The sequence below is a fragment of the Dyadobacter endophyticus genome (genome assembly GCF_014641595.1).
Classification (GTDB): Bacteria; Bacteroidota; Bacteroidia; order Cytophagales; family Spirosomataceae; genus Dyadobacter; species Dyadobacter endophyticus.
The window spans coordinates 2,657,814-2,679,494 of sequence record NZ_BMIA01000001.1 but is presented as its reverse complement, the minus strand read 5'-3'; the positions used below and the strand labels follow the sequence as shown (position 1 = coordinate 2,679,494).

The 21,681-nt window shown below is 50.2% G+C and carries 20 protein-coding genes; 8 read left to right on the top strand and 12 right to left on the bottom strand.

Going from position 1 to position 21,681, the window contains the following annotated elements; genetic code table 11:
• Positions 1-13 precede the first annotated feature (13 nt).
• From IEY24_RS10755 to IEY24_RS10740, 4 genes are all read right to left on the bottom strand, one after another.
• Positions 14-2,461: a TonB-dependent receptor domain-containing protein gene (locus IEY24_RS10755; protein WP_188931506.1), complete on the bottom strand. Its 2,448-nt coding sequence runs from the start codon at positions 2,459-2,461 to the stop codon at positions 14-16.
• 97 nt (positions 2,462-2,558) lie between these two features.
• Positions 2,559-4,235 (bottom strand): M56 family metallopeptidase, encoded by a 1,677-nt coding sequence (locus IEY24_RS10750; protein WP_188931505.1) that lies wholly within the window; start codon positions 4,233-4,235, stop codon positions 2,559-2,561.
• A 12-nt stretch (positions 4,236-4,247) separates the two neighbouring features.
• Complete coding sequence (locus IEY24_RS10745; protein ID WP_188931504.1) at positions 4,248-4,634, bottom strand: BlaI/MecI/CopY family transcriptional regulator; 387 nt, start codon at positions 4,632-4,634, stop codon at positions 4,248-4,250.
• A gap of 66 nt (positions 4,635-4,700) precedes the next feature.
• The gene (locus tag IEY24_RS10740) at positions 4,701-5,705 is read right to left on the bottom strand and encodes a GlxA family transcriptional regulator (RefSeq protein WP_188931503.1); all 1,005 of its coding nucleotides are present in this window, start codon (positions 5,703-5,705) and stop codon (positions 4,701-4,703) included.
• Between the two features lie 134 nt (positions 5,706-5,839).
• Here IEY24_RS10740 and IEY24_RS10735 point away from each other — a divergent pair, with 134 nt between their 5' ends.
• Positions 5,840-6,340: a DUF1569 domain-containing protein gene (locus tag IEY24_RS10735; RefSeq protein ID WP_188931502.1), complete on the top strand. Its 501-nt coding sequence runs from the start codon at positions 5,840-5,842 to the stop codon at positions 6,338-6,340.
• A gap of 100 nt (positions 6,341-6,440) precedes the next feature.
• Entirely contained in the window at positions 6,441-6,980 is a 540-nt protein-coding gene (locus IEY24_RS10730; RefSeq protein ID WP_188931501.1) for a hypothetical protein, read from the top strand.
• A gap of 28 nt (positions 6,981-7,008) precedes the next feature.
• On the opposite strand, the gene IEY24_RS10725 is transcribed toward IEY24_RS10730, so the two are convergent.
• From IEY24_RS10725 to IEY24_RS10710, 4 genes are all read right to left on the bottom strand, one after another.
• Positions 7,009-8,028 carry a helix-turn-helix domain-containing protein gene (locus IEY24_RS10725; RefSeq protein WP_188931499.1) on the bottom strand — a complete coding sequence of 340 codons (1,020 nt, stop codon included), beginning with the start codon at positions 8,026-8,028 and terminating at the stop codon, positions 7,009-7,011.
• A 145-nt stretch (positions 8,029-8,173) separates the two neighbouring features.
• Positions 8,174-10,348 carry a hypothetical protein gene (locus IEY24_RS10720; protein ID WP_188931497.1) on the bottom strand — a complete coding sequence of 725 codons (2,175 nt, stop codon included), beginning with the start codon at positions 10,346-10,348 and terminating at the stop codon, positions 8,174-8,176.
• 19 nt (positions 10,349-10,367) lie between these two features.
• Positions 10,368-11,003: a TetR/AcrR family transcriptional regulator gene (locus tag IEY24_RS10715; RefSeq protein WP_188931494.1), complete on the bottom strand. Its 636-nt coding sequence runs from the start codon at positions 11,001-11,003 to the stop codon at positions 10,368-10,370.
• Between the two features lie 43 nt (positions 11,004-11,046).
• Positions 11,047-11,424, bottom strand: coding sequence for a hypothetical protein (locus tag IEY24_RS10710; RefSeq protein ID WP_188931492.1), 378 nt, complete (start codon positions 11,422-11,424; stop codon positions 11,047-11,049).
• Between the two features lie 347 nt (positions 11,425-11,771).
• Between IEY24_RS10710 and IEY24_RS10705 the strand changes: the two genes are divergently transcribed.
• Positions 11,772-14,240, top strand: coding sequence for an ABC transporter permease (locus IEY24_RS10705; RefSeq protein ID WP_188931490.1), 2,469 nt, complete (start codon positions 11,772-11,774; stop codon positions 14,238-14,240).
• Here IEY24_RS10705 and IEY24_RS10700 read toward each other — a convergent pair.
• Complete coding sequence (locus IEY24_RS10700; RefSeq protein WP_188931488.1) at positions 14,218-15,186, bottom strand: NmrA/HSCARG family protein; 969 nt, start codon at positions 15,184-15,186, stop codon at positions 14,218-14,220. The two genes, IEY24_RS10705 and IEY24_RS10700, sit on opposite strands and share 23 nt — an antisense overlap.
• A gap of 110 nt (positions 15,187-15,296) precedes the next feature.
• Between IEY24_RS10700 and IEY24_RS10695 the strand changes: the two genes are divergently transcribed.
• Positions 15,297-15,686 carry a winged helix-turn-helix transcriptional regulator gene (locus tag IEY24_RS10695; RefSeq protein ID WP_188931486.1) on the top strand — a complete coding sequence of 130 codons (390 nt, stop codon included), beginning with the start codon at positions 15,297-15,299 and terminating at the stop codon, positions 15,684-15,686.
• Here IEY24_RS10695 and IEY24_RS10690 read toward each other — a convergent pair.
• The 3 genes from IEY24_RS10690 to IEY24_RS10680 are packed head-to-tail and all read right to left on the bottom strand — an operon-like array spanning position 15,658 to position 17,078.
• Positions 15,658-16,248, bottom strand: a complete 591-nt coding sequence (locus IEY24_RS10690) for a TetR/AcrR family transcriptional regulator (protein WP_188931484.1) — start codon at positions 16,246-16,248, stop codon at positions 15,658-15,660. The genes IEY24_RS10695 and IEY24_RS10690 overlap by 29 nt on opposite strands.
• A gap of 12 nt (positions 16,249-16,260) precedes the next feature.
• Entirely contained in the window at positions 16,261-16,608 is a 348-nt protein-coding gene (locus IEY24_RS10685) for a DUF3817 domain-containing protein (RefSeq protein ID WP_188931482.1), read from the bottom strand.
• An 11-nt stretch (positions 16,609-16,619) separates the two neighbouring features.
• Positions 16,620-17,078, bottom strand: coding sequence for a hypothetical protein (locus IEY24_RS10680; protein WP_188931480.1), 459 nt, complete (start codon positions 17,076-17,078; stop codon positions 16,620-16,622).
• A 168-nt stretch (positions 17,079-17,246) separates the two neighbouring features.
• On the opposite strand from IEY24_RS10680, the gene IEY24_RS10675 reads away from it, so the two are divergent.
• The 4 genes from IEY24_RS10675 to IEY24_RS10660 all read left to right on the top strand — a co-directional run bounded on the left by IEY24_RS10675 (position 17,247) and on the right by IEY24_RS10660 (position 21,681).
• Complete coding sequence (locus IEY24_RS10675) at positions 17,247-17,657, top strand: hypothetical protein (protein WP_188931478.1); 411 nt, start codon at positions 17,247-17,249, stop codon at positions 17,655-17,657.
• 321 nt (positions 17,658-17,978) lie between these two features.
• Positions 17,979-19,385: a sugar porter family MFS transporter gene (locus IEY24_RS10670; protein ID WP_229221837.1), complete on the top strand. Its 1,407-nt coding sequence runs from the start codon at positions 17,979-17,981 to the stop codon at positions 19,383-19,385.
• A 108-nt stretch (positions 19,386-19,493) separates the two neighbouring features.
• Positions 19,494-20,711, top strand: coding sequence for a DUF5005 domain-containing protein (locus IEY24_RS10665; protein ID WP_188931476.1), 1,218 nt, complete (start codon positions 19,494-19,496; stop codon positions 20,709-20,711).
• Between the two features lie 31 nt (positions 20,712-20,742).
• Positions 20,743-21,681, top strand: a complete 939-nt coding sequence (locus IEY24_RS10660; RefSeq protein WP_188931474.1) for an ROK family protein — start codon at positions 20,743-20,745, stop codon at positions 21,679-21,681.

Here is a 21,681-nt window from a genome sequence, read left to right as displayed (position 1 = left end):
CAACTTCGCCTTTCTAGTTCTTTACCCGCTGCTCTTCGCTTCCCGAGCCACCTACATTGCGTTTTTGCTTCCCGGAAACGCCTTTGGCAAAATTGTAGGTGAACGATGCCACGAGCACCCGTGTGTCGGCATCATTATAATACGTCGCCTGGGCATTGGGAATGTTGAGAATGCGGCCATTCGGTTCGAGCGAGCTGAAAATGTCCCGAAGCGACAGCTTGACTATGCCCTTATCCTTCATAACTTTTTTCTGAACGGCCGTATTGACAAGAAACAGGTCGTTCTTATCGAACTGCGCGCTCTGGCTTCTGGTGATATAGAACCCGCTCAGTTCGGCGCTCCACCCGTTTTTGAATAGAAACTGATTGTTCGGACTAATGTAGCCATAGGTTGAGCCGGTCGTGCGGCCAGGATCGCCGGGCATGCCCCGGAAGTTGTTGCGGATCAGTTCGGCGTAAAAGCTGCAGGTCCACCAACTGCCTGCTTTAAGCTGCGCCGACAATGTGATACCACCCCAGATCAACCTGCTGATGTTGCCCGTTCTGCTGATGAAAATGTTCCCGGCCTGCTCGATTACTTCGCCGTGCATATTCCGGGTGTAATTGTAAAGTAACGACAGGTTGAACCGGCGCTTATAGTTGAGTGAAACCTGGAACCTGTTGCCCAGCTCAGGTTTCAGGTAGGGATTACCGGCGAAGTAGGAAAATTTGTCCAGCAAAAAAACGAATGGGTTCAAGTCCTGATAATAGGGACGGCCAATCCTGCGGCCATAGGAGAAATTCAGGTGCGTCTGGTTGGTGTCGAGTTTGTAACTCAGGAAAAGGGTAGGGAAGAGACTGGTATAATGCAGGGAAAACGACGAGTCGGGCTTGACTGCATTGCCTAGCTGGTGACCATAACTATTCGTGTTTTCTGCCCGGAGGCCGGTTTGCAACGAGAGCCTTTTGAACTCGCGGCTGAAATTCAGATAGGCCGCATTGATATTTTCGGAATAACGAAAGCGGTTGGTTTTGTCATAATCCGTCGATACGCTTTCGCCCTGATGCAGAAAGTAATTGGCCGCATTGTCGGTTAGGACAAGGCTTGTTTTAAATCCGCTTCCGAGTTTTCCCTTTCGCAGCGGATGTTCGTAATCGGTTTTGGCTGAGTAAATAGCAATCGACGAAGGCAGGTCGGTGGTAATTTTTTCCTGCTTTTTGAAGTTCTGATCGCCGTCGAAGAAATCGTTGACGAATGTCTGCCTGGCGCGGATGCGGTAGCTGATATAATCGAGGTCGAAGGTCAGTAACTTTCCGGTGCTGTCGTATTGATGGCTGAAATTAAGGTTGATACCATGCTGCCGGAAGCGGTTTTTGTCGCTGTTGTCGGCGCGTATGAGCGAATCGATATCGCCGGTAGCGTTCCTGACCGAGCTACTTACAGGCCGCCGCTCGCGCGAGCGTGTGAATGCGCCTGTGTACACGAGGCCCCAGGTAGTCTTTTCATTGGCATAAAAATCGATACCGGCTTTCAGGTTGGAGGTCCTGCTTTTGGGGTAAAAAAGCGTGGTTTGGTCGAACGATGACCGTAATACATCATTTTCGCCATAATACCTTCGCCGGATATCGAGCCGGCGCCACTGATCGGTGCTGTTGAAGCTGGCATTGGTAAAGAAATTAATGCGGTTGCTCCGGTAATTGAGGTTGATGTTTTCATTATGCCGCCAGTACCTAGATCTTGCCGGACTGAGCGTAATGCTGCCATTCAGGCCATGGACCTTGTTTTTACGCATTTTAATATGAATGATCCCCGCGCTCCCGGCTGCGTCATAGCGAGCGGGAGGATTTGTGATCAGCTCGATTTTCTCAACTGAGTTGGCAGGCAATGACCGCAGGTAGGCTGCCAATGCGGCCGGAGAGAGGTACGTGGGGCGGTTATCGATCAACACCAGTACGCCCGGCTGGCCCTTAAGGCTGATGCTGCCGCTCTGATCGACCATTACGCCGGGAGCTTTTTCCAGTACTTCCAGCACATTGGCACCTGCATTCGAAATCAGCGCATCGACGTTGAGTACCGTGCGGTCGATCTGGTATTCCACGAAGTTCTTCTGCCCGGTCACTTTCACCTCGTGGAGCCGGATGTCGGCGACGCTCAACGTAATGGTCCCCAAATCGATATCCGGCTTTCCGTCGGCGAGGTCAAACTTGCCGCCGGTGAAATTTTTAAAACCCAGCATCGCGACAGACGTGAAATAGGTGCCCTTTTGCAGGCCGGAAACGGAAAAAGTCCCGTCCCGGGCGGTAAGCACTGTTTGGACCAGACTCGAATCGGCGGCTTGAAGCATTGTAACGGCCGCACCTTCCAGCGGCTTGTTGTCTTGCGTTACCACTTTCCCTTTTATTTGGGCATAAGCATTCCCTAATGCCGCCAGCATGGCAACGGCAATCCAAAGGGTGGTTCCCACCCGGCCATTGGTTTTCATGATGTAATGTTAAGGTTAGTGTTTTTGTGACCGGCAGAGCCGTAGTTTGCCTGCCTTACCGGAAGTAAGTTATTGGTTATGAATGCACTGTTTTAAACTATTGGTGGCTTCCGTAGGTGAAGTCGATGACGTCGTCCGGGTTGGTAAGTACCGCATCGAGCACGTTTTTGTGAACTGCTTCCGGCTGCCTGATACCATTGACGATCAGTTCTTTATTGGTAATCCTGAAATCGATCTCGTTCCTGGAAATGGCGACTCCCTGCTGTTCGATCGCGTCCATGATTTTCTCGTTGATCGCCTGGCGCTTGATGCGAATCGGATTGGGCTGATATTCGTGCTTATAGGTTTGCAGCGGCTGCATTTTATATTTCTGCTGATAAGGCTGCCATTGCACAGGGGCCAGCCGTACGCCGCCGGAAGAATCGGCATAGAGGGGAGCCACAGGCTGATAGAGCGGGGCGATCGGTTTTTGCAGTGGTTGGAGCGTATCCGCTGATGTCACACTCCGGCGCTGTGCATGCTGTACGGGATTTTGGAGTCCTTGTTTATTTGCTGTGTTCAGACTGTTAATGATTTGATTTTGAGCATTCTTTGGTTGTGCGTCAGCCTCATTTTGTGGAGAGCTGGCATTGACTTTAGTTTTCCCTGAACGTCCTGCTTGCTTTACATTGCCCTTTTGCGGTACTATTTGCGTATTTCCGGATTGCCGGCCACCGGACTGTCGGCCACCGGATTGCCGGCCACCGGAGTGAGCAAAAAGGACTGAAAATGTGAAGAATGCGAACATGGCCATGAGCAGTATCGTTTTTTCGGCCGCTCCCAATGTCGAGTTCGTGCGTGAGGCGATGCGTTTGGCGCGTTGTACAATGCCACTTTTCCCGGAGAACGCTAGTTCATATACGTTTTCGCCCAGCTGGTATTCGCGAAACGCAAGCAGGGCACGAATATAGGTCGTCTGGTTCCCCGAATGCCGCAGGGCCATGTCATCGCAGCAATTTTCCCGCTCTTCGCGAATGAGCCCGGAAATCCAGAGAATGCCCGGGTTGAAGAAAAACAGCAACTCGGTAAGCCGTTGCAGGAAATTGACGAAAAAGTCCAGACGACGGATGTGGGCGAGTTCGTGCAGCAATACCATTTCGATCTGATCTGCCGGAATGGAGGCGATCACGCCCAGCGGGACGAGTATCACCGGTTTGAAATGGCCCAGCACGGTCGGGACTTTCACCAGGCCGGACTGAAATAGCTTCACGGGCTGCGTTATGCCCATGGCTTTGGCAAACTCGCCCACACGCTGCTCCCAATGGCTGCCTATGCTGTAAATCTGCTGCGTTTTAAGCTGGTACAAACGGTAAAGCCCGAGCATGAGGCCGGTGATTTTGGCAACTACAATGACAAGCCAGGCCAGCGTGATCGTGTAGATGTTCCGGGTTAAAAAGTCCGCCGCAATGATGACAATACTTTGCCTTTGGGATGGTATTTGACCGGAAACCATTGGCTCATTTGCAATGCCGGCGGCCGAAAAGCCGCGGGCCGGTACGCCGCCCGGCACCGAGGGACCCGATTGAACAAATGCAACGCCGGTGGCCAAGATAAACAGCAAAAGCAGGGCGGTCAGCAAGTTATAGCGGATCTCCGGACGGCTGCGGCGCGTGCAGACGACGACGGCTGCCGCCAGAAGTGAAGCAACAGCGCCAATCCAGAGCGAATGGCCAAGTGCAAGCCCGATCTGCCGGATCAGGGCGTAGGTGGTTTCGGAAGTAAGAAGATTTTTCATGGCTGGTTTGATTTAGGAATTTCCTTTTTCCAATTGGTCCAAAACCGCCCGGATTTCGTCCAGCTCTGCTTTGGAGGTTTTTTTGTTGTCCAACAATTGCATGACCAGGTTACTGGCCGAGCCGCCGTACAAATGGTCCACAAAGCGGTCGAGCAGGAGGCTTTTCGTTTTTTGCTCCTCTTCAACGGCTTCATAAATATGCTTCATGCTGCGCTCGTCACGCGATAGCATACCTTTTTCGGCCATCAATTGCATTTGTTTGAGGGTCGTGGTGTAATTCACTTCCTTAAATGAATTCAGCTGGTCGTGAACAGCACGGACGGTGGACGGGCCGTGTTTCCAGAGGATTGTCAGGATATCGAGCTCGGCTTTCGTCGGTTCGGTTTTTTCGGAACTCATGGCTATGAAAATTAAGTACATGGCAAAGGTACGATTTTAATCGTACGATGCAAGTAGTAGGTGTAATTAATTTGAATAGGTCAGCAATGTCTCCGTATTGTACCGGTTCCGGTATTCGATGGGGGTCAGGCCTGTAATTCGTTTGAATATGGTCCGGAAGGTTTTCAAGTCGTTGTAACCGACCTCGTAGGTAACATAGGCGATGTTTGATTCGCCCGCTTCAAGGGATTTCTTGGCCGCCTCGATCTTTATTCGCTGGATGTATTCGATCGGGTTCAGGGAAGTTGCGCTTTTAAAACGACGTATAAAATTCCGCTTGCTCATATTTACGCGTCCGGCAATCTGGTCAACCGAAATGTCTGTCTTGAATTCGTCTTCGATATAGGTTTGCGCGCGGTGGATATCTTCGTCTTTGTGGCCGCGGTGTCCGGAGAATATCGTAAAGATGCTCTGGGAGGTCCGGCCGTAATCGAGGGCATAGTACTTGCTGAGGGTAATGGCGGTTTCTTTCCCGCAGTTCTTTTCGATAAAATACAACACCGCATTCAACGCCGAAAAGCCCCCGCCGCCCGTAATGATCGCCTCCGACTGGGTGATGACCTTTTCGGGCCTGAAATTGACAAGCGGGTACCTCTTGCGCATGTCGTCGATTGCGCCCCAGTGTGATGTAGCCGGCATGCCGTTCAGCAAACCGCATTCAGCGACAAAATAGGAGCCTGTGCAAAGGCTGATGATCTGCGCTTTCCGATGGTATTTTTCGGCCAGCCATTGCGTCAGTTTACGGTTTTTCGACAGCATCTTGTCAATGTCCACATCTTCCGTGTTCATAGGAGGTACCACGATCACATCTGTTTCAAAATCGTCGGATATCGTTTTCCTGCAGTGAAATTGGACAGGCAGCTGTAACTGTACATCATGAAGGTCGACGCCGACCAGCTCGATTTCAAACGGAGCCGGTTTGCCACTTCTGACGACCGCCTTTTTTGCTCCGGCGAGCAACGCCACCGTGCTGGAAAGTGCCGTCAAAAGTACTTCCTCATACACGATCACCGAAATGTGTCTGGTACGCATCGATCAATGGGTTTGTTCAAAGCAAGCTAACACAAAGATGGCACAAAATACACCCTTGATTGTCATTTTTACACGCGGGACAACTCTGAGGGCCCCGGTAATTTTACATCATCAACCAAAACAAAAAACAAACTATGAAAACGATCTTTGATGAAGCCACCAGAGAAGAATTGATCAGAAGAATCCAGTCGCTCGAAAAAAGCCATCCGGCGCAATGGGGTAAAATGAATGTGTATCAAATGGCGAAGCACTGCACCATTTGGGACGAATGGGTTTTGGGTGTCCATAAGCCGAAGTATAAACAGGGATTTCTGGGACTGATTTTTGGTAAAATGGTCTTGAAAGCCTCCGTGAAAGACGACCGGCCGATTAAGAAAAACGCCCCGGCCGGCCGGGCGTTCATCATAAAAGAACAGGATGGAGACCTGGAACTACAAAAGAAAATCTGGATCAGTCGCATCGCGGCATATAAGAACTTTTCCAACCCGGATTTCATTCACGATTTTTTCGGCAAGATGACCCGGGACGAAATCGGGATATTCGCCTACAAGCATTCCGATCACCATTTACGGCAGTTCGGTGCTGTTGACCAGGTCGAAAATTCCAACCGGAAAACGACTGCCGCTACCCCCTGACATCCCCGGTAAAATATGGAACCGGATTAAGATCTGTGAAATGTAACTCCTGATATAATTACGAGTATACTTCAACCGTTAAAAGGCAAAGCCCGTCTGTGTGTTGCCGAGATATTTTATAATCCTGTTCTTCTTTTCCCAGTATGCCGCCGCGCAGCCTTATTATACCCGGGTACGGGGTGCATTTGGTGTCGAATTGTATGGTATAACACCCAAAGGCGCCGTTACAGCCGAGGCGGCATTCGGTTATCTCAAAAGGTCATTCTGGAATGCGCAGGCGGGACTTGGCGCCATTAACAGGAAGGAGTTCCGTAGTCCTACACTCTCCGCAGCATTGACCCATTGTTTTATTTTAAATCCTTACAAACGTAATTCCTGCATTCCGCAGCCGGGGAACTACCTCATTGAAAGTTACTTTGAGGCAGGACTAGGCGGTTTTTTAGTGGATCGATACGACAATGGCATTTATGGCAGGACCGACCACCAGCGGCTTCTGACGCCATCCGGTCTGGCCGGTTTTCGCTTTAACTTCGTGACCCGAAGATGGATTTATATCCTAAAACTACGCTATACCCCGCCGCTATTGCCTAATAACCTCGCTTCACACGCGGGTGTGGGAGTAGGGGTGGGCTGGCGTTGATGGGACAATTATTGGCGCTGCCCGTTTTTTACCGGCGACCCGTGTACCGGCAGGTGGCAAATGACCGGAAGTCTGAAGGGGTCGTTCCATGGTAGCGTTTGAAAGCTGTGGAGAAATGCTGGGGGTGTTCGTAGCCCAGGATCTCCGAGATATCTTCGATGCTTTTGAGGGAATCCAGGAGCAAATTTCCCGCAAAATCCATTCTTAGCTTACGCAAATAAGCAAACACCGTTGTGCCAAACAGTTCCTTAAATCCCTTTTTAAGCTTAAAATCATTGAGCAGGCAAATGCGGCTGAGGTGTGGCAAACTGAAATCTTCGAGGAAATGCGACTCCATGTAATTTTTTAGCTCATGCAGGCGCCCTGTTTCCGCCACGCTCAGACCGGGCGAGCCAGACCGGCTGTCCTGCATCTGGCCAATCTGCAATGCCAGAAGCTCCAAAACCTTCGACTGGATCAGCAGGTTACGCATTGCCCCAGATTCATGGCATTGCTTGATATCCCGGATTAGCTTGTGCATGTGGGGTGTCAGATCCGGATTCACGTCCTTTCCCGCAAATGGCCTGTCTTTTAAAAGATTATTCTGAGCACATTCACTCCAATAGTCGTCGCAACCGATCAGATCGGAGAAGTATCTCTTCCCCATACTGATATGGAACATTTCGACTTGCTCGCCTGACTTTACGCCGTTCTGAAAGCCGCCTTCGGGAGAAAAAATGAGGTTATGCTTCCGGGGCTTCATCGCAAGCTCGCTGCGGATGCCCGTAAACCGGGTGTTCATGTGCCCCGACATCTGGAAATTGATGTTCACAGTATCGGCACGGCTGTTTTCAACGATACTAACGTCCCTGTCGACCTGCCAATGCAGGTTCATGACGTGCATATCTGGGAAAAGCAGGCTTTTGAATTTCAGGGTACCCACTGCCGTATTATAGCAAGTACTGAATTCGCTTTCACCCACCCCAGCCGTTCGTGGCCGGAGTAATTGCGGGTTCGGGAAGGAATCAATATTGAAAACATCGGCAGAGTTGATAAGGGTTGTCGCCATCGCTGTTTGTCTGTACTGATTAAAGCAGCAAAAAAACTGGTATGGCGAAAGAAAACCTTATTTCATCGACAGAAAGCCAGATTTGTCGACAAAAGAGTGCGACCGGGTTGCTGTTGCGGTGAGACGCGATTGCTGATTCGGGGTACTATTTAACCACAACCCGCACCCGACCCAGATTTTGGATGCGGGTATAGGGTGTCTTAGCATTTCCCTGCCTTTGAGAAGCCACCCGCAACGTTGGAAAGTAAGTGCCCGGTTTTGTGAATGTGTAAGTTGTTTTCAAAGTAACACGGGAACCCTTTTTGTCAACCAGCGTGAAGCTGCCGGCTACCGGGAAAGCTTCCGATTTTTCAAAATCCCATCCCGACTGCTTGCCGACCTCTTTCTGTAATCCCTCAAAGTTCCACGCAGCGGCAACGACTTTGCCCATATTTTCAGGTACATCCACTTCTGCCGTAAACGTAACTACCTGGCCTGCATTCGCCTCGGCCCGTTCGTTGCCATTGGCTTTTAATGTGACAACAGGCTGGATACCTTTGCGTTCATCGGCGGTTTCCGGCACGATTACCTGCCCTTTTTCGATTTTATACTGCGTGGTTGCGGCGGGAGCTACGCCTTTTTCGACCCACGCGCTAAGATCGAGCAGGGCCTGTTGTAAAACACCCAGGTAGCCCACAGTACGGGTCGGGTCGTCTTCGATGGACACATCGCCGTGCAGGGCGCGGTCGGTGTACCAGAGCCGGAAGTTGTCGTCGAGTTTGTCGCCGAGGTGTGCCTGGACCTTTGAACGGTACCAGTCGGCCTGCCATGGAAATGCCTCGCGGTCCCATAGCGACTCCAGTAATATCATTTTACCATTGAACTTACCCGTAGGCAGTACGCCTGCGGCTCCGCGTGTGAACATAGGTCCCAGCAGCATGGGCCGCTGCGGGTAAACGGGTTTGCCGTCCTGATCGCGGAAATAGTCGTAAACTTTATATTCATTACCCGGGGTTTGGTGGCGGTGATAGGTTTGGACCGCCAGGAAATTGGAGTTATCTACCTGTACTTCATCACCAGGTTTCACTTGCGCAAGCACTGCGGCATCGGCAGGGCCCAGCACCACTTTATCTCCGGCAATTTTGGTGATCTGCAACGCTTTGCCTGCCGCCGCGCCACTTTTGATGATCAGGTCGCCGCCCAGAAAATCCACATCGGGCAGCACGTCCATGAGCTGAAATGCAACGGGCATCGCACCTTGCACCCCGCCAATGGCTTTCCAGGCAGCATCGGCCGTTCCCCGCTCGGTAGGCGAGACTGGCTGTGCCAATCCCAAACCGACCGCCTGATCAATGGAAATGCCCTCTTTGATCTTGCCGGGCTGCTGAATGCGGGCTTTGAGTAAAGAAGCAGGCGGATTAGCCCCCAAATACCCGGTCGTTTTCCAAAAATCATTTTCGAAATAGCTTTTATCTGCCCCGACTACCCCCTGGTAGAGCACCAAAAAGCCATGAATGCCCATGCGCTGATAGCCAAACCAGGCCTTCGGTGGAAAACCCATGCGGGTAACTTCTTCCAGGGCTTGCTTTTCCTCGTCGTTCAGGCCGGCATACATATTGCCGCTGCCGCCTGGTTCCAGCGCATCGATAATCTGGGGAAACTTGTCTTTTAGCACACGCATGGCATGCATGCGTACGGTGAAAACGTTGGGGATCGCCATCGGGGAGCCGAGTACATAAGGTACCACACCATCCCAAACACCCTCCGTATTTTCGATGCTGCCGACCGTCCGGTAGGCACCGCCACTGCCTCCGAAAGCGTATCCGTACGCCCGGCTACCGCCATAAATCCGGGCCGCGACGATCCTGGAAAACTGCGCCGCCGCCGCATTCACGCGGAAAGCCCCGATCGTAGGGTCTCTGGACTCCGGTTTGGCGAAGTCTACGCGCCCGCCGCCATTCGTTTCAATGAAATAGGAGCCGTGCGTAACGGAAAAACCTATCTTGTCCTCCTCGCCGGAAGCTCCCTGCGACAGGGTCTCACTGTCGGGAAAAGGTGTAATGTACTGGAAAAAGCGGCCCCGGTACTGCTCTTTTGGGGGAAAGTAGAAGGAGAATCTGGCGCCTGTTCCTTTGAACCCACCGTGCACGTACCGGTGGCGCACCGGCTTGTCGCGCCATTCATCGGCATCGATATACGGCTCTCTGAACAGCGTGTCTGCGGTAGTGAATTTTTGGGCCAGGTCGTCGCTCAGTTTTTGCAACCCGGTTTGCGCACGGCCGACATTTGCATAAATGAATGGCAAGCACAGAAGAAAGGCACGGCAGGTACGAACAAGCATTTGTTGCTACTTTTAAATGTTAAATATTTTCGTGCTGTTTTTCAGTCGCCTCCAAGGCTTTCAGCAATTGGACGCGTGTTTCCAGCGCCTTCCGGCCTTCTTCCGTACACAGGCCCCGGATGTATTGGGCGGTCGTTTGCAAAAGCAGGTCAGTGGCCGGTAAGCCGAACACTTTGAAGGATTCGTTGGTAACCGATGCCCGGTGCAGGATAAATATGCTTTGCAATGCAATTTCCGGCAGAATGTCGCTGCGGAAAGCGCCCTGCTGTATGCCCCGGTGAATGATAGACAGAAAGTGCTGTTCGAACTGAGGACCAATGGCTGCCTCCACTTTTTTGGCCAGTTCGGGATAGTAGTAATGCAGGTCCTCGTAAAATGATTTGTTGACCTGATATTCCATTTCAACGGCAATCTGCCATACTTCGAGAAAATGACAAGCTGCATTTTGCTCGTCCGATAAGCCCAGTAGCCTCTCGTACTGCGTGTTATGATAGAGGTGCAGCGCTTCTTCCAACAGGCCTTCCTTGTTTTGGAAGTATTTGTAAATGGTTTTGGTTGAAATGCCCAGCCAGTCGACCAGCTTCTGATTGGACATTTCCCGGATACCATGCTTCAAAAACAGGCTCAGCGACTTTTGCAGGATTTCTTCTTTCATACCAACTTTTTGCGGCGAAGTTAAACGGATTGAATGGTGCGGGTTACTTCAATCGCTTGGCGGTTGCCTCGAAAGTATAAAGCGTGCCTTTCAGGTTGTCGTTATCCACTTTTGCCAGTTCCAGGCTCATTTCCCCGCCTTGCGACGATTCGAAAACGAGCACCAGTTTGTCGGCGCTATCCTCGGCTTTCAAAATTTTGCGGGTACCATTGGCAGCATCGCCCTTCTCGACGAGGTCGCCGGTGAGTAATCCGTCTTTCCGGACCAGGTCGGTTAGAAAAACGACGTCACCTTTGGGCGAGTTCAGGACGGTAATTTCCCATTTCCCGGCGAAGAAATCAGCGGGAGCGGAAGCTTGTGAAAAACAGGCGGCAGTGGCGCCCAAAAATAGCAGGAACAGAAAAATACCGGCTTTTCTCATGAGATTCGATGATTTGAAGTGAAACAAAGTACAGACTGGCTGACAAGCGGAACGGCCTGGCACCCGGCTTGATTGGAAATTTTTTTATTAAAATTAATTTCCAGCAAAGGAAATGGAAATTATTATAATAAAAAAAATTTCCGATTGAAAATTTACATTTCGGGACTACATCCGGCCAATGCCTTTCGCAAAAGCGAACGAATGTGTTCACTTTTGGACATTAAATTTGCGTAATCAACAATGTAAATTATTGATAATTAATAATTTAAGAAGAGTTTTGTGCCCGGGCGCGACTTTTGCGTAGCATACGCTGTATCCCCGTTATCCAACCTTAAACTTGCGCTGATATGCTCGGTAATTACTTCAAAATTGCGCGGCGGAATTTGTGGAGAAACAAGGCTTTCTCCGCGATCAACATTTTTGGCCTGGCATTGGGGATAGCTGCCTGTTTTTTTGTATTTCAATATGTCTACTTCGAAAACAGCTACGACCGCTTCAATGTGAATGCGGCCAATATTTACCGCGTCCCGATCTCCTATTCGGGCAGTATGGCGGATGTGCCCACCACGGCGACCAACCACCCGGCGCTGGGCCCGGCGATGAAGGCGGATTTTCCCGAGGTGCTGGATTATGTTCGTATCGTGAGTGTTTCGCTGTTTATGAATGCCTCGACTATGTCGTATACAGACGGAGGTGCGGCGCCAAAGACTTTTAACGAGGGCAATATTTTTATCGCCGACCAATCCTTCTTCAAAATCTTCAGCTACCCACTGATTTCCGGCGACCCGGCGACCTGCCTTGCCGGAGAGAGGGCCATCGCGATCTCGGAGCGCACAGCCGCAAGGTATTTTGGTAAAACCAATCCGCTCGGAAAAATATTGAAACTGAACAGCGACCTTCCGCTGAAGGTGACGGCTGTTTACAAGGAAATGCCTGAAAATTCGCATTTCAAGTTCGATATGCTGATCTCCTTTGAAACGGTAGGGCACGAATGGGGCTTCCAGGAATGGACGTACCCGGAATTTTACAACTATGTGCTCCTCGCGCCGGGCACGGATCCCAAAAAAGTCGAGGCCAAATTTCCGGCATTCATTAATAAGTACCTGGCCGCCAAAATGAAAGAGCTGAACTTCGGATGCAGCTTCGAATTGCAGCCACTGACCGATATTCATCTCAATTCCAACTACCTGCATGAAACAGAGGCAAACGGCAGTCAGAAAGAAGTGTATTTCCTGGGTATTATCGGCGTATTTATTTTGCTGATTGCCTGGATAAACTACATTAATCTTTCGACGGCCAAATCGATGGAACGGGCCAAGGAGGTCGGTTTGAGAAAAGTAGTGGGTGCATTTAAAAAACAGCTGATCGGTCAATTTTTGTTTGAATCACTGATTATCAATCTGCTATCCCTTCTTTTGGCGGTTGTGTTTATCGTTTTGTTCGGTCCGTTTTTCGATGGTTTTGTGGGTAAACAAATTAGTCAGGATTTCTTTTCTACCGGCTTGGGCAGCGAACCACGGTTCTGGGCGACAGCGTTGCTGGTTTTTATGGCAGGGGCTTTGCTTGTGGGTGCTTATCCCGCATTCGTGTTGTCGTCTTTTCTCCCGGTAAAAGTACTAAAAGGCCTGATGGTCCAGTCGCGGTCGGGCATCTCGATGCGAAGGGTGCTGGTATCGTTTCAGTTCACGCTTTCCATTATATTGATCGCCTGCACGTTCGTGGTGCTGAAACAATTCAACTACATGCGGAATGGCAGCCTGGGTTATGACAAAGACCAGCTATTGATCGTGAAGGCGCCGGTAGTCAACGACACGACTGTTTTCAGAAAGTACCGGTTCTTCAAATCCGAGATGCGCAATGTACCGTCGATCGGCCCCGCTACGGCCACATCCGATATTCCCGGAAATACGATCAGGTATCGCAACGCCGTGCGACGGGCAAGCCAGGGTGTCGACAAGAATTTTACGAGCTACCTCATGGAAATCGATGAGCAGTTTCTCCCATCGTACAAAATCCAGCTGGTGGCGGGCCGGAATTTTGAGAATGCGGATTCGTCGGACATGCAAATGACCACCAATAATAAAGTACTCGTTAATGAGGAGGTCGTTAAAGCGTTGGGATATCCCGACGCCGCAGCCGCCGTGAATCAGGATATCAAATTTAAATTAGGGCAGAATGAGCTACCGTGCAGGGTAATAGGCGTGGTCAAAAACTTTCATCAGCGATCGATGAAAGAAAAATACGACCCGATCCTGTTTTATTATCCCACCCGCACCGAATGGAAATATATTTCGGTGAATGTCCGACGGGGAGATTTCGCCAGAAGCCTTGCCGACATCGGGAATCTCTACAAAAAGACTTTTACCGGAAACCCGTTCGAATACTTTTTCCTGGACGAGTATTTCAACAAGCAATATCAGGCCGACCAGCGGCTGGGCAATGTCTTCGGCCTTTTTGCGGTGCTTGCCATCCTCGTGGCGTGTATGGGGCTGCTGGGCCTGTCGAGCTTTGTAATCAGGCTGCGTACCAAGGAAATCGGGATTAGAAAAGTACTGGGTGCGACGATCGGCGGCTTGCTGGTCCTTATTTCAAAAGACTTCGTGAAACTGGTCATGCTGGCCTCGCTGATCGCCGTGCCCATCGTGTACTTCATAGCCAAAGCCTGGCTAGACAACTATGCCTTCCACATTGGCCTGGGCGCCTCTATTTTCCTGGTTCCGCCATTGCTGCTGCTGGGCCTGACGCTCCTGACAATCAGTTTGCAAAGTATGAAAGCAGCATTGAGTAACCCGGTCAAGAGTTTGAAGAGCGAATAGGGGACAGAGATTTTTCACCGCTCCATCCCGTATTTCGCAGAAATTGTTCCCAGCTTAGCGTGTCCGGGTCGATGCGCCGGCTCCATAGCAGGTCGCGATCCTGACCGAAATAGCCATAATCAACGGCATACGCCACCATTCCCGAAATCTCCCGCACCAGTGTCTCATTGGAGCCGAATTCCGGGAAATGAAGAAGAAGTTCTTCGCGGGTAAATGCGGAACTGTATTCGGCCTTTTTGCCTGTGACCCGCGTGAAAGTATCGACCATTTCCTGTGGAGAAATGAAGTCGCCGATTACCGGCAACGATTTACCCGCATATTCATCCGGATTCGAGAAAATCTCCAGAACGGCAGGCCCGGTCGCGGTGAGCGGATCAACAAATGGTGCCTGGAAATCCCTCGGTAAATAGATCGGGAATACGAGCGAGTCTCCTTTGATGGTGGGAGTATAAAATTCAATCAGGTTGGTGTAAAAGAAAGCCATGTATATAAACGAGCTTACGACCGGTAAATTCCGGATATATTCTTCGATCCTGGCCTTGTCGGTAAAATGAGGGGCAAACATTTTTCCGCCGCTGATTTTGTCGACATTTTCCAGGCTGCTAAAGATAATGTGTCCTACGCCTGCGTCAACGGCCGCATTCGCCAGTTCTTTACCCAGCTCGAACTCGTGACTTGCCGGCGGGGCGATGTTGGGCGTCAGCAGGAACACGCCATCCGAACCACGGAATGCGTTTTCGAATTCTTTTTTGTGTCCCGGGGCTAGTGGAAGACTCACGAGTTCCATTCCCTGCGCTGCCAGGCCAAGCGCTTCGGGCGAATCAATCCTGCGGGTAATGCCGCGGACACGATAACGCCCGCTTGCCAACAGGGTGTGCGCAACACTGCGCCCCTGCTTGCCCAAAACGCCGACGATAGTAATGAGTGGTTTATCCTGATATTTCATGCTTTCTGGTGAAGTTTTTTAACTATAAAAATTATAGTTGCAAAACTATTTATAGTCCAATAACTTTGCAATAACTATCCATTTGGATAGGTGCTTCAAAACGACATGTGATGGGAATAGAATGTGAAGGTGATTTTGTAAAGGTCAATAACAAGCTATACCCTTGCACGGTGAGTGTAGCAATGGATTTGGTTGGCGGAAAATGGAAAGTGGTTATGCTCTACCATTTGAAGGACGGCCCCAAGCGGTACAGCGCGCTGAGGAAGGAGCTGCCTGGTGTTACGGAAAGGACGTTGAGCCTCCAGTTGAAGCAATTGGAGGAGGATGGCCTGATTTTACGGCAAGTGTTCGGGGAAAAGCCGCCTATTAAAGTTGTTTACAGCCTGACAGACTTCGGGAGGTCTTTCACGCCCGTGCTGGATGCCATTCTTGGATGGGGGAATCAGATCGCCGCGGAAAAAGGTGAATTTGTTACCGCAAAGAATCCAGGTAATTTCTGAGCTCCTTTAAAAACGGGAAATATACTTTCTTGCTGTTTTCGAGCTTCCCGAAGTTGCGTATCCCCCAATATCCTGACATGACAAACATGGTCGCCTGCAAGGGGTCTACATTTGTGCGTACATGTCCGTTCCTCTTCCCGTTTTCAATGGCACCTGCCATTGTCTTTATCCATTGTTGGGTGAGGTCGTTTAATGCATGGTGGAAGTCGGCATTCCACGGCGTCATTTCGTGGGTCAGGTTGGAAGCCGGGCACCCATATTCTACTTTAAGAAACTCGTTATCGATCAAAAGGTTATGTATCAGATTGTAGATGGCGTCCAGGGGGTCGCTATCATTCAGCAGGGGGTCGATGAAGCTGGTTGTCAATGAAGGCTTCAAAAGCTCATTGATAATGGCTACGCCCATTTCATCTTTGTTTTTGAAATGATAGTAAAAGGCACCTTTGGTCACTTCGGTAGTGGCGATAATATCGTCGACACTGGTGGTCTGGTAGCCTTTGACGTAGATCAGCTCAAATGCCTTTTCCAGAATGTTCAGTCGCGTAGCTTCCGCTTTTTTCATAGATCAATGTGCTTAATGGCATTTGGCATCGACATCGGCCGGCTCCTTCAATATAGCCTCCTGCGGTTTCAGAATCGTTCTATCAATGTAAAATGTACCAAAAGGAACGATGCAGGCCAAGAGTACTTTCCACGAGGTTTCCGAAAATTTCCAGCGATAAGCCACGCCTACGCTTAATGTAGTAAAGACAAACAGCGTAAAAAGTAGTCCGTGAACAGGCCCGATCAATTTTACGAGCATTGGCTGGCCGCCGAGGTATTTGAATGGCATGGCCACAAATACCAGCAGGATCAGGGAGATACCCTCTAAGAATCCGATGATTCTCAGACGGCCGATGGGCGTTTTGAACAAATTCAGCATGGGTAATGAAATTAAAATGATCTGAAATACGGTCTTTGGGCGAGCGGCGAAAAGGGCCAGGGAATGGCGATCAGAATGATCAGCAAGGCAACCGAAAACCACACAAGCATGGTCCTGTATTTCGACTTGTCGGTACCTGTTCGCCTGGCACGCGCCGAGCCGATTGTGATAATGACAATGGCGACCACCATTAGAGCGATGTGTACGAGGCGGAAAAATAGGGGCTCGCCTGCGATACCCGAGCCTTCCACCGGTGCAAGTTTCACAATCGGACTAATCATGTACAGATACAGGCCAAGTAATAGCTGAATGTGGGCTATCGTCGCTGTAACGTGCCTGGCGGCGTTGTCCGGGCCCGAAAATGCCCGGTTTGTCCGGTATCCCTTCCAACTGATGATAATCGTGTAGACGAGGCTTGCCAGTACCAGCCATCTGGTGAGGGAATGTAAAATAAGAAGTGTTTGATACATTGCTGATGAGGTTATGGGGCAAAGGTAAATCAAAAACATACTAGTTGGTATGTTTTTGCTCGAAAAAAGACCAGCAGGCCGAATACTAAGTATCGGCCACCGTTAATTTGTTTATTCAAAGATTAATTTGTAACATTTGTATGCACTTACCCTAAACTTTGAATCGCTATGACCAGACGTTTATCCGTTTTCGGGATGGTCTTTTTGTCCCTTTTCCTTTTTAGCTACTCCTGTCAGGATCATCAGATTCCAGAAGTACCGCCTTCGCTGGTTACACTTCAGGTGTCCCCGGGTGCAGTAAGATGTGAAGTTGCTTTTAACTTCAATTTGGTCGATACGGGCAACATCCCCATAACAGAGTTCGGCATGGTGGTGGCAGGTACCGGTTTCGGCGGAAATTCTTCGGAAACACCATCAGTAGGAACCCATACCAAATTGGTCTTTGATCCGCCTTTTACTACGGGTGTGAAAAACAAGAACTCCAAGATTTGCACTAATAACGTGTCCTTCCGGGCTTATGCTATTCTGAGTAATGGAACGATCGTTTATGGCGAAAGACTGATTTATCAGGACGTCTGATCTGACTCCGTCAATAAAACTCATCGCCCCGCTATTGTCATAAAGCAACAGCGGGGCGATTTCGTTGGCAGCAACCACGCCGGTCCTGAAACACGCGGATACCGTATTTAGTAATAAACCAGTTTTTATTTAAAATATTTTTGTATTTGTGCTTTATGTACATACATTTGTACATATTCAGTTGAATGGCCGGGAACGACCAGTATTGCCCGTAAATGTTGGCATCCGAGGTGCCACGTTTATAGTCTGGCGTTCAGTACTGCGGGCCGGACTCATTAGACTTGGGGTAGCATTCGTCTTTGACGTTAAACTAACAACGCTTTGCAAACAAAACAAGTAAAACACTTTATCTCCCTTATCACGCTCATCGCCGCATTGGGAGGCTTTCTATTTGGGTTCGATATGGCTGTGGTAAGCGGCATTATCGAGCCTGTCAGGGCGCAATATGGCTTATCGGCCGCTGAGGAAGGGTTGTTTGTTTCGTTTGCGCTGTTGGGGTGCATTGTCGGGGTCGCATTCTCTGGCTACCTGGCCGATAAGATAGGGAGGAAAAAGGTCCTCTTTGTAGCCGCTTCCCTGTTCCTGGTCAGCGCTGTTGGTTTTTCTTTATCCGGCACTTATGTAATTTTGATTGTATTCAGGATACTCGCTGGGGTGGGCGTGGGGGTAGCTTCCAATGTGTCGCCCCTCTATATTTCCGAAATCGCTCCGGCGGACAAGCGGGGTGGATTGGTGACTTTCTATCAGCTGGCCATCACCATTGGCGTACTGGCTGCTTACACGAGTAATATGTTTTTGCAGCGCCACGCAGCAGCACATCAGGAAGTCGGCGACGGTTTGTTCCATTGGCTTTTCGAACAGCAGGTATGGCGTGGGATGTTTTTTGTGAGTGTCATCCCCGCGTCGCTATTTTGTGTGCTGCTCACGATCGTGCCCGAAAGCCCGCGGTGGCTGGCAGGCAACGGCCGAAACCAGGAGGCATTGGAAATCCTGGAAAAGATAAGCGGTGAGGAAACGGCGCGTTCCGAATTGGAGGCAATAAAACAGGTCGCTTCGCAGAAGTCGGGCGGCTTAAAGGAACTGACGCGTTTTCCTTTCAGAGGCTTACTGGTGATGACGATGACTTTGACGGCGCTATCGCAGTTCAGCGGGATTAACGGGGTGATTTTTTACGGGCCAACCATTTTGAAATCTGCGGGAATAGTTACCAGCGATGCATTGCTGTACCAGGTGATCCTGGGAACAGCGAGTATGCTGTTCACCCTCATCGCCATCTGGAAGGTCGATACGTGGGGCAGGCGGTCGCTTTATCTGGTCGGGTCATTCTGGGCCGCAATAGCGTTGGCATTGACCGGCCTCTGTTTTATGTATGGGGTCAATGGTTGGGGAATGCTGCTGTGTATCATATTGTTCCTGCTCTTTTTCGCATTCTCGCTCGGTCCGTTGAAGTTTGTGATTGCCACGGAAGTCTTTCCGATGCATATCCGGGGAAGGGCGTTGTCGATTTGTATCATGACGATGTGGGTATCCGACTGGATCGTGAACCTGCTTTTTCCAATCATGCGCGACGATTTAGGAATTGCCAACACATTCTTCGTGTTCTCTTTCTTTTGCATCTGCTCGTACCTGTACGCGAGGAAGAATTTGTTTGAAACCAAAGGAAAAAGGTTGGAGGAAATAGAACAACTTTTGACTACCAGTAAAGCCCATAATCATGTCGAGAGCTAGTTGAGCAGCTACCTGTACGGAGCGAACCTGTTTTTTGAAAGAATATCCGCTTGAATGTTTATACATATATACATATTGAATATATTTATAAAATAATCGTAAACCGGGATGAAATACTACGCTCTGTTGTTCTTGTTCGCCAGTTTCTCATGCGGCACACGGTCGTCCGACCGTAACGAGCCGACGAGTGGGCTGGATGTGGATGAGCATGAATTTACGGCAGCGCCTGCCCCGGAATGGTCCGACTTATTCGTCAGGAAATCGGGGTGGTTCGGCGGCGACGGAATTTTTGCGATCCCATTTTCCGGCAGTGATTACGAGCAGCAAGACAGCGTGCTCTTTCTGTTCAGCGATACCATGATTGGCCAAATTGAAGGAAACAAACTGAAACCGGGTTTCTCGCTGGTCAACAATTCGGTAGCAGTACTGAAAGGCAAAAAGCCCGATTCCACCGGGCTGACATTCAGAATGGCAGGAGAGGCAGGGCATTACCGGGCGATATTCAGACCCAACGCACACAAGCCGGATAAGGACACATACTTCTGGCTCGGCGACGGTTTTGTGAATCGCGATGCAGGCAAAGACCTGTTTATTTTTAGTTATCAAATCACCAATACACATGATAATTCGGCGCTCCCGTTCAAAGAGACCGGCAATTCGTTGATACGCATTCCCGCGGGAAGCCATTTTCCCTACACGGACCAGCAGCAATTCGACCTGCCTTTCAATGACTATAAAAGCGGAGGAGAGACGATCTCATTCGGTTCGGCGGTGTTCAACAATAGCAGCTCGGCGGAGCAGGCCGGTCCTGACGGCTTCGTATATGTGTATGGGACCAAAGGAGCCGATAAAAAGCTCGTGTCGGCTCGGGTAACGCCGGCTAGGGTGACAGCGTTTAATGAATGGGAGTTCTGGAATGGTACAGGATGGACCAAAGACGTGAAATCGGTAGCTACATTGGCTGATTCTGTCTCCAATGAATTGAGTGTTAGTTTGCTGGCTCCCGGTAAGTATGCATTGGTATACCAGTTGGGAGGGTTGTTTTCCGATATCTGCATGCAGGTAGGACCTACGCCCGTGGGACCTTTCGGCCCGCGGATCGTTCTTTACAAGACTTCGGCCGACATAAAGGATCCCGATTTGTTTACCTACAATGCCAAAGCGCATCCCGCATTGTCGGCGCCGGGAGAATTGCTGATCTCCTATAATGTAAACACTTTCAAGTTTTTTGAAATATTGGAAAAGCAACCTAATATGTATCGTCCGCGGTTTGTACGTGTGAAATTCAAGTCACGTTCAGACAGCCAGCCAGGAAGGGCGGAATAGGAAGAAGCTTGAAGTATTAAAACATTTTCTAATGAAAGAAGTCTTTGTCGGTATAGATTTTGGTGGCACCCGGATTAAGATCGGACTGGTCGGTGATGGCGAAATTCTGGAAGACCTTAATATGGAGGCGGCAGCCGAGCAGGATTTTGAATACAGGCTGAATGAGGTAGGTGCGGAGATCCATCGGTTGCTGGCCCGCCGCGACTACCGGGTTACGGGTATGGGCTTTGCGTTCCCCGGTATTGTCAATTTTTACCAGGGGACCATTTTATCCCGGTATGTGAAATATCCCGGGGCCGAAAACACAGACCTTCGTGCGTGGGCAAACAGGCATTTCGGAGTACCGGCTGTGGTGGAGAACGATGCGAGGGCGGCGCTGATCGGGGAGTGGAAGCATGGGGCGGGTGTGGGTAGCACCGATCTCGTGCTGGTCACGCTCGGTACGGGCGTGGGCACAGGCGCACTCGTGAATGGCGCGCCGCTGCGCGGGAAGAACTTTCTCGGCGGCAACCTCGGGGGGCACATGACGATCAATGTCGATGGAGCGGTTTGCAACTGCGGGAATATCGGCTGTGTGGAAAGCGAGGGCTCGACCTGGGCACTGAAACGGATCGCAGAGGCATCTCCCGATTTTTCGGCAAGCAAGCTGGCAGGGTTGGATCTGATTGATTTTAAAGCCCTTTTTGAATTGGCGGAAGAAGGTGACCCGCTTGCCGCGAAGCTGAGAGACCGCTGCCTGAAAGTATGGTCGTTATGTGTGATCAATCTGATCCACGCCTACGACCCCGCGAAAGTAATAGTGGGAGGCGGGATCATGAAAAGCAGCCATATTATTTTACCATACATCAGGCAAATGATCGATAAACACGCCTGGATCACTCCGGCCGACGTAGCGCTCGTCGCCGCCGTGCGCCCGGAGCATGCGGGAATATTGGGGGTATATGAATTGTTAAAACAAACTAATAGCTGA

Excerpts from the sequence above, each read along its gene's own strand:
- IEY24_RS10735 (WP_188931502.1), top strand. The coding sequence starts at position 5,840 with ATGAAAACGATCTTTGATGAAGCCACCAGAGAAGAATTGATCAGAAGA.
- IEY24_RS10750 (WP_188931505.1), bottom strand. The coding sequence starts at position 4,235 with ATGAAAAATCTTCTTACTTCCGAAACCACCTACGCCCTGATCCGGCAG.
- IEY24_RS10660 (WP_188931474.1), top strand. The coding sequence starts at position 20,743 with ATGAAAGAAGTCTTTGTCGGTATAGATTTTGGTGGCACCCGGATTAAG.
- IEY24_RS10675 (WP_188931478.1), top strand. The coding sequence starts at position 17,247 with ATGACCAGACGTTTATCCGTTTTCGGGATGGTCTTTTTGTCCCTTTTC.
- IEY24_RS10720 (WP_188931497.1), bottom strand. The coding sequence starts at position 10,348 with ATGCTTGTTCGTACCTGCCGTGCCTTTCTTCTGTGCTTGCCATTCATT.
- IEY24_RS10705 (WP_188931490.1), top strand. The coding sequence starts at position 11,772 with ATGCTCGGTAATTACTTCAAAATTGCGCGGCGGAATTTGTGGAGAAAC.
- IEY24_RS10685 (WP_188931482.1), bottom strand. The coding sequence starts at position 16,608 with ATGCTGAATTTGTTCAAAACGCCCATCGGCCGTCTGAGAATCATCGGA.
- IEY24_RS10665 (WP_188931476.1), top strand. The coding sequence starts at position 19,494 with ATGAAATACTACGCTCTGTTGTTCTTGTTCGCCAGTTTCTCATGCGGC.
- IEY24_RS10740 (WP_188931503.1), bottom strand. The coding sequence starts at position 5,705 with ATGCGTACCAGACACATTTCGGTGATCGTGTATGAGGAAGTACTTTTG.
- IEY24_RS10700 (WP_188931488.1), bottom strand. The coding sequence starts at position 15,186 with ATGAAATATCAGGATAAACCACTCATTACTATCGTCGGCGTTTTGGGC.
- IEY24_RS10725 (WP_188931499.1), bottom strand. The coding sequence starts at position 8,028 with ATGGCGACAACCCTTATCAACTCTGCCGATGTTTTCAATATTGATTCC.
- IEY24_RS10695 (WP_188931486.1), top strand. The coding sequence starts at position 15,297 with ATGGGAATAGAATGTGAAGGTGATTTTGTAAAGGTCAATAACAAGCTA.
- IEY24_RS10690 (WP_188931484.1), bottom strand. The coding sequence starts at position 16,248 with ATGAAAAAAGCGGAAGCTACGCGACTGAACATTCTGGAAAAGGCATTT.
- IEY24_RS10745 (WP_188931504.1), bottom strand. The coding sequence starts at position 4,634 with ATGAGTTCCGAAAAAACCGAACCGACGAAAGCCGAGCTCGATATCCTG.
- IEY24_RS10680 (WP_188931480.1), bottom strand. The coding sequence starts at position 17,078 with ATGTATCAAACACTTCTTATTTTACATTCCCTCACCAGATGGCTGGTA.
- IEY24_RS10715 (WP_188931494.1), bottom strand. The coding sequence starts at position 11,003 with ATGAAAGAAGAAATCCTGCAAAAGTCGCTGAGCCTGTTTTTGAAGCAT.
- IEY24_RS10710 (WP_188931492.1), bottom strand. The coding sequence starts at position 11,424 with ATGAGAAAAGCCGGTATTTTTCTGTTCCTGCTATTTTTGGGCGCCACT.
- IEY24_RS10755 (WP_188931506.1), bottom strand. The coding sequence starts at position 2,461 with ATGAAAACCAATGGCCGGGTGGGAACCACCCTTTGGATTGCCGTTGCC.